We start from the raw sequence: 12,264 nt of genomic DNA on the forward strand, positions 1-12,264 counted from the left end.
TGCCTGCCGAACACCCAGACGCCGGGTCCGGCCTGCTACCTGGCGCCCCCGCCCCTTCCCCCCGGGCCCACCGAAGCCCTACCCCACCCGCGTCCGATGCTCCTGCGGGCTGACTCCGTACACCCTCTTGAAGGCGCTGGACAGGGCGAATGCGCTGCCGTAGCCGACTTGGCGGGCGATCGCGGCGATGGTGTCGTCGGTGTCACGGAGGCGGTCGGCGGCGAGGGCCATGCGCCAGCCGGTGAGGTAGGTCATCGGGGGCTCGCCCACGAGGTCGGTGAAGCGGCGGGCGAGGGCGGCCCGGGAGACGCCGGCCTTGGCGGCGAGGGAGGCGACCGTCCAGGGGTGGGCCGGGTCGTCCTGGACGAGGCGCAGGACCCGGCCGACGACGGGGTCGGCCAGGGCCCGGTACCAGGCGGGGGCCTCCGCGTCGGGCCGGGAGAACCAGGCCCGCAGCGCGGCGATGACCAGCAGGTCCAGGAGCCGGTCCAGAACGACCTCCTGGCCCGGCTCGTCGCGGACGATCTCCTCCATGAGCAGCGGGGTGAGCGGGCACTGCCAGACGTCGGAGGTGAGGGTGAGCAGGGGCGGCAGCGCGTCCAGCAGCCGGCCGCTGATCTCGCCCTGCATCGGATAGGTGCCGATCAGCATCACGGCGGAGCCGTCGAGCCGGTCGCCCCAGGTGCGGACGCCGAGGTCCATGGTGCCGTTCAAGGGCCGGCCGTCGGGGTAGCGGCACTCCTGGCCGGGCAGGATGAGGGCCTGCGGGGCGGTGCCGGGGTCGTCGGCACAGGTGTACGGGTCCGGGCCGCGGGCGATCGCCAGGTCGCCGGGCCTCAGCCGGACCCTCCCCCGGCCTTCGGCCGTCGGGGCCCCCGTCTCGCCGTGCTCCCCCGCGTCCGGCAGGATCCAGGCGGCGCCGCGGACCATCAGCATCACCGTCAGCGGGGCGCGGTCCTCGATCCGAATCGCCCACGGCGGCTCGAAGCACGCACGGATCATGAAGGCACCACGCGCGCGTGGACCTTCGAGGAGACCTGCGAGAGCGTCCATGGTGCCAGCGTAGACGCGCACGTATGCCAATGAGCCGCTCAGCGATGGGCTGTTGGGGCGCGCGGCCGTTGACTTGAGGCATGACGAAGAACACGCAGAACACGACAGTGAACACGCAGAACACGACGGTTGTGGTGACCGGCGCCTCCGGGCGGACCGGCAGCCGGGTCGCCGACGCGCTGCGGGGCGCCGGCCTGACCGTGCGCGCGGCGTCCCGCACCCGCGGTTTCGACTGGGAGGACCCGACGACGTGGGCGGAGACTCTGCGCGACGCCGACGCGGCGTATGTGGTGTACCCGTCCGATGTCGGTTCCCCGGCGGCGGCCGAGGGCGTCGGCGCGCTGGCCCGGGAGGCGGTGGGGCTCGGTGTCCGGCGGCTGGTGCTGCTGTCGGCGCGCGGTGAGGAGCAGGCGCTGGCGGCCGAGGAGGCGCTGATGTCGTCCGGGGCGGAGTGGACGATCGTGCGGTGTGCGTGGTTCGCACAGAACTTCAGCGAAGGACTGCTGGCGGAGGGGCTGGTGCAGACGGGCGAGTTCGTGTTCCCGGCGGCTGAGGTGCCCGAGCCGTTTCTGGACGTGCGGGACATCGGGGACGTGGTCGCGGCCGTGCTGACGTCCGGGGACCGTTATGTGGGGCGGACGCTGGATCTGACCGGGCCGCGGATGCTGAGCTTCCGGGAGGCGGTGGCGGAGATCGACGCGGCCACCGGGTCCGGGCTGACGTACACGCCGGTGCCGGCCCGGTCCTACGGGAAGATCCTCACCGGCATGGGGGTTCCGGCCGAGGAGGCGGACTTCCTGGTGGAGGTCTTCGAAGGGCTGCTGGACGGGCGCAACGCCCACGTCACGGACGGGGTGCGGCAGGTGCTGGGGCGTCAGGCGCGGGACTTCTCGGAGTTCGTACGGGAATCCGCGGCGGCCGGAGCCTGGAAACGCTGACCCGGACCGAGCGGACCTCACTTTCCCTCCGGCATCCCCGCTTCCTCCCCCTTCGGCGCGTTCTTCGCATGGGTGCGCAGGCGCGATGTCACGTCCTCCGGGGGGAGGAAGCGGGACCAGCGTTCGGGGAACTCGGACGGCATGTCCGGGTCGTCGGGGTCGGGGTCGCCGCGGTGGGCGGCGACGCGGGCGACGTACTCGGCGACCTGGGCCTCGCGCATCCGCTCGTTGGCGGCGCGGGCCGCGGCGGTGGCGGCGGCCGGCCAGACCCGGTCGATGGCGGCGTTGACGGCGGCGCCGAGGAGGACGGCGAAGGCGGACACGCCGATCCACAGCAGGACGGCGACGGCGGCGGCCAGCGAGCCGTAGATGGTGGCGCCCTCGACCGTGTTGCTGAGGTAGATCCGCAGCAGGAAGCTGCCCAGGACCCACATGCCGAGGGCCACCAACGCGCCCGGCACGTCCTCGATCCAGGGCGAGCGCACCGGCACGGACACGTGGTACAGCGTCGTCAGGAACGCGATGGACAGCACGATGACGACGGGCCAGTACAGCACCTGCACCAGGGTCTCCGACCACGGCAGGATGTTCAGCACCGCGTCCGGCCCCGCCACCATCAGCGGCAGCGCGACCGAGCCGATCACCAGGGCCACCAGGAACAGCAGGAAGGAGAGCAGCCGTGTCTTGACGATGCCGCGGACGCCGTCGAGCCCGTACATCACGGTGATCGTGTCGATGAAAACGTTTACCGCACGCGATCCCGACCACAGGGCGAACAGGAAGCCGATGGAGATGACGTCGGGGCGGCCACCTTGCATCACGTCGTCCAGGATCGGCTGAGCGATCTGCGAGACCCCCCGGTCCGACAGGACCGTGTGGGAGGCCTCCACGAGGTTCGCCTCCAGGCTGCTGATGGTGTCGGTGCCGGTCCAGTCGTCGACGTAGCCGAGCAGTCCGATCATGCTCAGCAGCAGCGGGGGGACGGACAGCAGCGTGAAGAACGCCGCCTCCGCCGCGAGACCCAGGATCCGGTACTCGATGGACGAGTTGACGGTGTCCTTGAGCAACAGCCAGGCGGTCCTGCGCTTGGAGACGTTCCGGTAAAGGGCACGAGCGCGGTGGAGACGGCCTGAGGGGGCCGTCTCGGCGGATTCACTTGCTGGCTGCACGAACTAAAGGTATCCGCCGCGCCGGGCTCGGCTCATCCCCCGGTGGCACGGCCGTCACCGCGTCCGTCCCTGGTGGGACGTGGCGTGCCAGTGTGGCGGATACGATCCGTGCGCGCCGGACGGGGAGCGCCACGAGGGCCGACGCGGGGGGCCGACGCGGGGAACCGGCGTGCCCGACACCGTTCGGGGCACGCGGCTGAGCATGAGCGCCGGCAACAGGACTCACTCCCGCTCCGTCTCTGAGAACGGTATGTTCACAGACATGTCCGGCATTACCCATACCGTGACCAACCAGACCCCACCGCTGGTCGGATACGACGTCTACAGCTCCGACAAGGCCCTGACCGCGGGAGTCGAACGGCATCTCGACCCCGTCCTGCTCGACGAGGTCCGGGGCGAGCTCGCGGCGCTCGGCCGCACGTGCGGCTCGGCGCAGGTGCAGGAGTGGGGCGTCCAGGCGAACGAGTATCCGCCGCGGCTGCGGACCCACGACCGCTATGGCCGCCGGGTCGACGAGGTCGACTTCCATCCGGCCTGGCACCGGCTGCTCGGCAAGGGCGTCGCGGCCGGCCTGACCGCGGCCTGGGGACGGCCCGGCGGTCAGCTGCGGCGGGCGGCGGCCTTCCTGGTGTGGACGCAGGTCGACGCGGGCAACTGCTGCCCGCTGTCGATGACTCACGCCGCGGTGCCCGCGCTGCGCACCGACCCGGCCCTGGCCGCCGAGTGGGAGCCGCGGCTGACGTCCATGGTCTACGACCGTGAGCTGCGCCCCGCGCGGTCGAAGGCCGGGGCGCTGTTCGGGATGGGCATGACGGAGAAGCAGGGCGGCAGCGACGTACGCTCCAGTACGACGGTCGCCGTGCCGCTGGCCGAGGCCGGGACGTATGCGCTGACCGGGCACAAGTGGTTCTGCTCGGCACCGATGTCCGACGGGTTCCTGGTGCTGGCGCAGGCATCCCCGGCAAAGGGAGCGGGCGGGCTGACCTGTTTCCTGGTGCCGCGGGTGCTGGAAGACGGTTCCCGCAACGTTTTCCTCCTCCAGCGGCTCAAGGACAAGCTGGGCAACCGGTCGAACGCCTCCGGCGAGGTCGAGTTCGACGGGACCTGGGCACGCCGGGTCGGGGACGAGGGACGCGGAGTGCGCACCATCATCGACATGGTGGCCGCGACCCGGCTCGACTGCGTGCTGGGTTCGGCGGGCCTGATGCGGCAGGCCGTCGCACAGGCGGTGCACCACTGCGCCCACCGCGAGGCATTCGGCGGAAAGCTCCTCGACAAGCCGCTCATGCGCAACGTACTGGCCGATCTGGCGCTGGAGTCGGAGGCGGCGACCACGCTCGCGCTACGGCTCGCGGCCGCCTGCGACGGCGGCGAACAGGAGCGGGCACTGCTGCGGTTGGCGGTGCCGGCCGCCAAGTACTGGGTGACGAAGCGCTGTACGCAGGTGGCGGTGGAGGCGGCCGAGTGCCTGGGTGGAAACGGTTACGTCGAGGAATCCGGCCTGCCGCGGCTGGTACGCGAGTCGCCCCTCAACTCGATCTGGGAGGGCGCCGGCAACGTCCAGGCGCTGGACGTCCTGCGGGCGCTGCGCCGGGAACCCCAGGCCCTGAACGCCTACCTCCAGGAGGTCGGCCAGGCACGCGGCGCCGACCACCGCCTGGACGCGGCGATCAAGGACCTGCTGACCGAACTCGCCGACCTGGACGGCATCGAGGCCCGCGCCCGTCGCCTGACCGAACGCCTGGCACTGGTACTCCAGGGCTCCCTGCTCGTCCGCTACGCCCCGCCGGAGGTCGCCGACGCCTTCTGCGCCTCACGACTGGGCACCGACGGCGGCGCGGCTTTCGGCACGCTGCCGCCCACCCTGGACTTGGCGACGATCGTGGAACGGGCCAGGCCAGTGGCCTGAGAGACGTCCAACTACCGGCCCGGGGCCCGGACACCAACCCAGGGGCGCGGGGCTGTACCGATATGCGGCTCCGCCGCGAACCGGCCCGACCGCCGGAAGCAGGGGTGGTGCTGCGCCGACACGGCACCACCCCCGCCATTGGCCCATTCGAGGCCACGCACGCCACCCGGGGGCGGCGCTGCTCAAGTTTCGGTCAGGGCACGCGCAGACCACCAGGGTTGCAAGGGGTTGCAACTTGTTGGCGTCTGTGTGCGGAGTGTGTGCCTCCACTCGCCGTGGACGGCACTATGAGACGAACATTCAACAAGGGACCGGAACCGTCGGCGCAGCGGCCCGACAACCGGTTCCTAACAGGTTGCTGCTGGGAGGGCCCGTGGCGAACTCGCCGATGAACGTGACGCAACTCGCCACCGTCGACGCGGCACAGGCGGCGCGAGTGCTCAGCGAGGTCCGGAACGCGACCCTCGCCGGACAGCCCAGCCGTCTGCTCCCGCGCCCGGTGATCGGCGAGTCGTGGGGGCGCATGCTGCGCGGCGGCGTCGACCCGGACCACGACTTCAGGTCCGGGCTGCTGGACACCGGGGAGATCCGGCGGCGCCGGGAGGACTCGCCGCTCAGGCATGTGCTGCCGGTGCTGCGGGAAGGGCTGTTGTCGGTCGCGGACGTCACCCGCCACATCATGGTGGTCGCGGACGCGGAGGGCCGGGTGCTGTGGCGCGAGGGGTCTTCGCCGGTGCTCCGCAAGGCCGACGGGCTGGGCCTGCAACTCGGCGCCGACTGGAGCGAGGACGTCGTCGGCACGAACGGCGTGGGCACGCCGGCGGTGGTGCGCCGGCCCGTACAGGTCTTCGCCGCGGAGCACTTCGTACGGTCACACGCTTCCTGGACGTGTACGGGCGCCCCGATCACCGATCCCAGGAACGGCCGGCCGATCGGTGTCGTCGATGTGAGCGGCCCCCTGGAGACCATGCACCCGGCCACGCTCGCCTGGGTCGACTCGGTGGCCAAGCTCGCCGAGGCCAGACTGCGCGAACTGCACCTGGTTTCGCTGGAGCGGCTGCGCGCGGTCGGGGCGCCGGCGCTGGCCCGGATCGCCGGCCGGGCCCTGGTGGTGGACCGGGACGGCTGGACGGCGGCGGTGACCGGGATGCCGTACACGAACCAGATCGCGCTGCCCAAGTCCCTGGCGCCCGGCCGCCGGTGGATGCCGGCGCTGGGCTTCTGCTCGGTGGAGCCGCTGGCCGAGGGCTGGCTGGTGCGGGCACTGGGATCCGAAGACGAGCCGGTGGCGCACGGCGCCGCACGGATCGCACTGGATCTGACGCAGCCGCGCCGCTGGTCGGTGACGGTGACCGCGTCGGGCGGCGCGGGCTCGTGGACCCATGAACTGAGTCCCCGGCATGCCGAGTTGCTCTATCTGCTGGCCCTGCACCGCACCGGCCGCAGCGCGGCCGGGCTGGCCGAGGACCTGTTCGGCGATCCGGGCCGTACGGTGACGGTGCGCGCGGAGATGTCCCGGGTACGCCGCTATCTCGGCGGATTCCTGGAGCACCGCCCGTACCGCTTCCGTGAGGACGCCGAGGTCGACATGGCCCTGCCGGACGACCCGCACGCGGTGCTGCCGCACTCCACGGCTCCGGCGGTGGCCAGGGGACGGATGTCGATTCATGTGCCCTGAGGGGCACAAGGGGTGGCATCTTCCGCATAATTGCAGGGTCTTCGTCATGGGCCACCGCGGACTGCCGTAGCATCCAGGGACAGGCCACCCCAGCTGCTCCTCGGTCAACGTACGGATCACCGGGCGCAGTTGGCTCGCCTCTGGAGGTTGGATGATGAGTCGCGGCCGACACCGCCGACGCAAGCGCGGCAGGGTGCTGCGCGCTGCCCTGGCCGGGACCGCCCTCTCGCTGACCGCGGCCGCCACCATCGTCAGCGCCTCGCAGGCCACGGTCGGCGAGGACCCCGGAGCGCTGAAGCCGCTCGCCTCCGCCGCGGACACCGACCCGCTTCGGCTCCGGGAAGACCTCGTGCCCGAGCGCACGCTCGACCGGCTCGCCGAAGAGATGGGCACGCCCGTCGGTGTCGGCGCCGTCCTCGACAGCGCCGACCACACCCTGCGCCCCGCCTCGGGCTGCACGGCCGCCGAGCGCACGGCCCTGCCCGTCGAACCGGCGGCCACGCGCGCGTACTGCTGGGACGAGGCCGACACCGAGGGCTGGCAGCCCGGTGCGGTCACCACCTCCGGGGACGCCGACGACGACGGATGGTGGGGCGGCAACCGGGCGATCCTCTCCGGCTGGAGCGGGTCCGACGCCTCCGGGGCGAGCGCGGCCGGCGCACAGGACCTCGCCCGGGTCGCCTTCGTCGACGCGAACGACCTGGGCCGGCTGAGCTACACCTGGGCGCTGCTGGCCGTGCCGGTCGACGGCGGACGTGACTACCGCGCCCTCTCCTCCCAGGTGTCCGGCATGGTCTGGTACCAGGACAAGCTCCTGGTCACCGCGGACGGCGGCAAGGGCACCGCGCTGTACGTGTACGACATGGACCGCGTCCAGCGCGCCACCGTCGCCGGTGCCGCGGTCGGCCGGGTGCGCGGCGGCTGGTCGGCGCACGGCAACCGGTGGGTGCTGCCCGCCGTCGGCTCGTACCGGCTGACCGGCGGGGCCTGCGACACGGACTCGGACGCCGGCGTCCCCTGCCTCGGCGGTATCTCCCTCGACCGCAGTTCCAGGCCCGACAGCCTGGCCGTGAGCGAACGGGCCGGCGAGGACGACGACCGGCCCACCCGGCTGTGGCGCTACTCCTTCAGCACCGACCCGGAGCGCGCCGGGCTGCTCGCCACCGACTCGGCCGGACGCGTGCACGCGGACGAGGCGTACCGGACGAAGGCGGCCGGCATAGGGGGCGTCCTGTCCTACCAGGAGGTCGGTGCCGCCCGCCCCGACTGGTACCTGGCCGGTACGGGAGCCGGGCGCGGCACGCTGTGGCGGCAGAACAGCGAAGGCGCCGGGGCCACGGAGTGCGGGGTGGACGAGACGCGCCGCTGCTGGAGCGCGCACACCTTGTCCCTCTCCTACTGGGGGGCGCTCGGCGAGGTCTGGTCGCAGTCGGGCCGGGCGCTGTTCGCGCTGCCGCTGGCCGCGGTCGACCGGTCCCTGGGCGGGGAGTGACGCAGCCGATCGACAGATCCCTCGGCGGGATGATTTCCTGGCGGTCATGACGAAGATCCCCGTGACCACCTGGTCCCTGGAGCAGACCGACCCCGCCGACCTCCGCCCGGCCGCCGCCCCCGAGGGCGATGTGAGGGTCGTCCGCGCCGAGGTGCCCTCCCCCGAGCTCAGCCGGTTCCTGTACGCGTCCGTCGGCGGGGACATCCGCTGGATCGACCGGCTCGACTGGACGTACGCGCGGTGGCAGGAGCACCTGGACCGGCCGGGTGTGGAGACATGGGTCGCCTACGACCGGGGCACGCCCGCGGGGTATGTGGAGCTGAGCCCGCAGGACGACGGCGTCGTCGAGATCGAGTACTTCGGGCTGATCCCGGCCTTCCGCGGGCGGCGGATCGGCGGGCATCTGCTGTCGTGCGGCACCGCCCGCGCGTGGGATCTCGCGGACCGCTGGCCGGGGCGGGCGTCGACGAAGCGGGTGTGGCTGCACACCTGCAGCAAGGACGGCGAGTTCGCGATGGCCAACTATCAGCAGCGGGGCTTCAAGCTCTTCGACACCAAGGTCGAGGAGGAGCCCGAGGCAGCCCCAACAGGCCCCTGGCCTGGGGCATACCCCGTCTGACCTGGGCAGACATCAGCCTTTCCGGCCATGTGACCGACGCCACCCTCGTCCCATCATCCGAGACATGGGTGTCCACATGGCAGACGAAGCTGGACTGTGTCCAGATCGCCGTGACACGCTTCCGCCATGTCTGGAACTGGAATTGCCTTGGTGAGTCGGCGCCACGTCGACCTCGGCCGCATGTCCAGCGCCATCTGTCCGGCACGCTGAGAGCCAGCCGAGCCGACGTCTCCCAGTTCCATCTGATGTCCGCGCGATGCCGCGTCCGTATGCCCCGTGCGCCGCATCGCGCAGTTCAGAGCCTCTTCCCGCCTGTCCCGAAGGACTTACCACCATGGCCGCCACCCCGCAGAAGCCTGCCGCCGCGACTCCCCGCCGCAAGGTGAGCCGTCACCGCGGTGAGGGCCAGTGGGCCGCGGGGCACTTCACCCCGCTCAACGGCAACGAGCAGTTCAAGAAGGACGACGACGGTCTCAATGTGCGGACACGCATTGAGACGATCTACTCCAAGCGTGGCTTCGACTCGATCGACCCCAACGACCTGCGTGGCCGGATGCGCTGGTGGGGCCTCTACACCCAGCGCAAGCCCGGGATCGACGGCGGCAAGACCGCGATCCTGGAGCCGGAGGAGCTGGACGACGAGTACTTCATGCTGCGCGTCCGCATCGACGGCGGCCGGCTCACCACCGAGCAGCTGCGTGTGATCGGTGAGATCTCGCAGGAGTTCGCCCGGGGCACCGCCGACATCACCGACCGGCAGAACGTCCAGTACCACTGGATCCGGATCGAGGACGTGCCCGAGATCTGGAACCGCCTGGAGGCGGTCGGCCTGTCCACCACCGAGGCCTGCGGTGACACGCCCCGTGTGATCCTCGGCTCACCCGTGGCCGGTATCGCCGCGGACGAGATCATCGACGGCACCCCGGCGATCGAGGAGATCCACCGCCGGATCGTCGGCAACAAGGACTTCTCGAACCTGCCCCGCAAGTTCAAGTCCGCGGTCTCCGGCTCGCCGCTCCTCGACGTGGCGCACGAGATCAACGACATCGCCTTCGTCGGCGTGCACCACCCCGAGCACGGCCCCGGCTTCGACGTCTGGGTCGGCGGCGGGCTGTCCACCAACCCGAAGATCGGCCAGCGCCTCGGCGCCTGGGTCCCGCTCGACGAGGTCCCGGACGTCTACGAAGGCGTCGTCTCGATCTTCCGCGACTACGGCTACCGGCGGCTGCGCACCCGCGCCCGGCTGAAGTTCCTGCTCGCCGACTGGGGCGTGGAGAAGTTCCGCCAGGTGCTGGAGGACGAGTACCTGAAGCGCAAGCTGGTCGACGGCCCGGCGCCCGCCCAGCCCGTGGCACGCTGGCGCGACCACGTGGGTGTGCACCGGCAGAAGGACGGCCGTTTCTACGTCGGTTTCGCCCCGCGCGTGGGCCGCGTGGACGGCGCCACCCTGACCAAGATCGCCGAGCTGGCCGAGGCGCACGGCTCGGGCCGGGTGCGGACCACCGCCGAGCAGAAGATGCTCGTCCTCGACATCGCCGAGGAGCAGGTCGAGTCGCTGGTCGAGGGTCTTCAGGCGCTGGACCTCACGGTGAAGCCCTCGCCGTTCCGCCGCGGCACCATGGCCTGCACCGGCATCGAGTACTGCAAGCTCGCCATCGTCGAGACCAAGGCGCGCGGAGCCTCGCTGATCGACGAACTGGAGCGCCGTATCCCGGACTTCGACGAGCCGATCACCATCAACATCAACGGCTGCCCGAACGCCTGCGCCCGTATCCAGGTGGCGGACATCGGTCTCAAGGGCCAGCTGGTCCTCAACGACCAGGGCGAGCAGGTCGAGGGCTTCCAGGTGCACCTGGGCGGCGCGCTCGGTCTTCAGGCCGGATTCGGCCGCAAGGTGCGCGGTCTGAAGGTGACCTCGGAGGAGCTGCCGGACTACGTGGAGCGCGTGCTCAAGCGTTTCGAGGCCGAGCGCGAGGAGGGCGAGCGGTTCGCCGCCTGGGCCTCGCGGGCCAGTGAGGAGTCCCTCTCATGAGCGAGCGCGCGGCACCCTTCTACTGCCCCTACTGCGGCGACGAGGACCTTCGGCCCAGTGAAGCCCCGCAAGGCGGTCACGGCGCGTGGGAATGCGCGGCGTGCAACCGCGCATTCCAGCTGAAGTTCCTCGGGCTGCTGGCCCGGGGGCTGCGGCAGAACGACGCAGGGGGAGAGCAGATATGAACACCGTTCAGGAAGATCGAGCGACCGAGGATCTCAAGGCGCTCGCCGAGCAGGCGGGCCGTGACCTGGAGGATGCCTCGGCGCTGGAGATTCTCCAGTGGGCCGCCCGCACCTTCGGCAACCGTTTCTGTGTCACCTCTTCCATGGAGGACGCGGTCGTCGCGCACCTCGCCTCCCGTGCTCTGCCCGGTGTCGACGTGGTGTTCCTGGACACCGGCTATCACTTCCCGGAAACGATCGGGACCAGGGATGCGGTGGAGGCGGTGATGGACGTCAACGTCATCACCCTGACCCCACGCCAGACGGTCGCCGAGCAGGACGCGGAGTACGGCCCGAAGCTGCACGACCGCGACCCCGACCTGTGCTGCAAGCTGCGCAAGGTCCAGCCGCTGGAGGAAGGCCTCAAGGGCTATGCGGCCTGGGCGACCGGATTGCGCCGCGACGAGTCCGACAGCCGGGCGGACACCCCGGTCGTCGGCTGGGACGACAGGCGCCAGAAGGTCAAGATCTCGCCGATCGCCCGCTGGACCCAGGACGACGTGGACGCGTACGTTGCCGAGCATGGCGTCCTCACCAACCCTCTGCTGATGGACGGCTACACCTCCATCGGCTGCGCCCCCTGCACCCGCCGCGTCCTGGAGGGCGAGGACACACGCGCCGGCCGCTGGGCGGGCCGCGCCAAGACCGAGTGCGGGCTGCACCTGTGACCGAGACCGTGGAATCTACGGCCCCTTCGAGCAACCAGGAGATCCAAGTGACGACCGGAGCCACCGTCTGGCTCACGGGTCTGCCGAGCGCCGGCAAGACCACCATCGCGTACGAGCTGGCAGGCCGGCTGCGCGAAGAGGGCCACCGTGTCGAGGTGCTCGACGGCGACGAGATCCGCGAGTTCATCTCGGCCGGACTCGGCTTCAGCCGCGAGGACCGGCACACCAATGTGCAGCGCATCGGCTTCCTCGCCGAACTGCTCGCCCGTAACGGCGTCAAGGCCCTGGTCCCGGTGATCGCGCCCTACGCCGACAGCCGCGAGGCGGTGCGCAAGCGGCACCAGGACAGCGGGGCGGCGTACATCGAGGTGCATGTGGCGACCCCGGTGGAGGTGTGCAGCGAGCGGGACGTGAAGGGGCTGTACGCCAAGCAGGCCGCGGGCGAGCTGACCGGGCTGACCGGCGTCGACGACCCGTACGAG

12 protein-coding genes are annotated in these 12,264 nt (G+C 71.3%); 10 read left to right on the forward strand and 2 right to left on the reverse strand.

Annotation, left to right across the window (positions count from 1 at the left end):
• Positions 1-78 precede the first annotated feature (78 nt).
• Entirely contained in the window at positions 79-1,053 is a 975-nt protein-coding gene (locus tag GFH49_RS00375) for an AraC family transcriptional regulator (protein ID WP_155053695.1), read from the reverse strand.
• A gap of 80 nt (positions 1,054-1,133) precedes the next feature.
• Between GFH49_RS00375 and GFH49_RS00380 the strand changes: the two genes are divergently transcribed.
• The gene (locus tag GFH49_RS00380; protein ID WP_155053696.1) at positions 1,134-1,991 is read left to right on the forward strand and encodes an NmrA family NAD(P)-binding protein; all 858 of its coding nucleotides are present in this window, start codon (positions 1,134-1,136) and stop codon (positions 1,989-1,991) included.
• 17 nt (positions 1,992-2,008) lie between these two features.
• Here GFH49_RS00380 and GFH49_RS00385 read toward each other — a convergent pair whose 3' ends face one another.
• Positions 2,009-3,160, reverse strand: a complete 1,152-nt coding sequence (locus GFH49_RS00385; RefSeq protein WP_155053697.1) for a YihY/virulence factor BrkB family protein — start codon at positions 3,158-3,160, stop codon at positions 2,009-2,011.
• 262 nt (positions 3,161-3,422) lie between these two features.
• Between GFH49_RS00385 and GFH49_RS00390 the strand changes: the two genes are divergently transcribed.
• From GFH49_RS00390 to cysC, 9 genes are all read left to right on the forward strand, one after another.
• Positions 3,423-5,069, forward strand: coding sequence for an acyl-CoA dehydrogenase family protein (locus GFH49_RS00390; RefSeq protein WP_155053698.1), 1,647 nt, complete (start codon positions 3,423-3,425; stop codon positions 5,067-5,069).
• 388 nt (positions 5,070-5,457) lie between these two features.
• Complete coding sequence (locus GFH49_RS00395; RefSeq protein ID WP_408055872.1) at positions 5,458-6,747, forward strand: GAF domain-containing protein; 1,290 nt, start codon at positions 5,458-5,460, stop codon at positions 6,745-6,747.
• A gap of 151 nt (positions 6,748-6,898) precedes the next feature.
• Positions 6,899-8,239 carry a hypothetical protein gene (locus tag GFH49_RS00400; RefSeq protein WP_155053700.1) on the forward strand — a complete coding sequence of 447 codons (1,341 nt, stop codon included), beginning with the start codon at positions 6,899-6,901 and terminating at the stop codon, positions 8,237-8,239.
• Between the two features lie 46 nt (positions 8,240-8,285).
• Entirely contained in the window at positions 8,286-8,858 is a 573-nt protein-coding gene (locus GFH49_RS00405) for a GNAT family N-acetyltransferase (protein ID WP_155053701.1), read from the forward strand.
• Between the two features lie 126 nt (positions 8,859-8,984).
• Positions 8,985-9,068, forward strand: coding sequence for a putative leader peptide (locus GFH49_RS41145; RefSeq protein ID WP_310591794.1), 84 nt, complete (start codon positions 8,985-8,987; stop codon positions 9,066-9,068).
• 124 nt (positions 9,069-9,192) lie between these two features.
• Positions 9,193-10,890: a nitrite/sulfite reductase gene (locus GFH49_RS00410; protein WP_155053702.1), complete on the forward strand. Its 1,698-nt coding sequence runs from the start codon at positions 9,193-9,195 to the stop codon at positions 10,888-10,890.
• A complete protein-coding gene (locus tag GFH49_RS00415; protein WP_155053703.1) occupies positions 10,887-11,075 on the forward strand; it encodes a hypothetical protein in 189 nt (62 codons plus the stop codon). Before GFH49_RS00410 ends, GFH49_RS00415 begins: the two co-directional genes overlap by 4 nt.
• Positions 11,072-11,782 carry a phosphoadenylyl-sulfate reductase gene (locus GFH49_RS00420; protein WP_155053704.1) on the forward strand — a complete coding sequence of 237 codons (711 nt, stop codon included), beginning with the start codon at positions 11,072-11,074 and terminating at the stop codon, positions 11,780-11,782. The genes GFH49_RS00415 and GFH49_RS00420 overlap by 4 nt, the downstream gene beginning before the upstream one ends.
• Before the next feature lie 47 nt (positions 11,783-11,829).
• Positions 11,830-12,264: adenylyl-sulfate kinase (gene cysC, locus GFH49_RS00425; protein ID WP_155053705.1), on the forward strand; the 435-nt coding region annotated here is incomplete at its 3' end.

The sequence above is a fragment of the Streptomyces blattellae genome, assembly GCF_009709555.1.
GTDB lineage: Bacteria > Actinomycetota > Actinomycetes > Streptomycetales > Streptomycetaceae > Streptomyces > Streptomyces blattellae.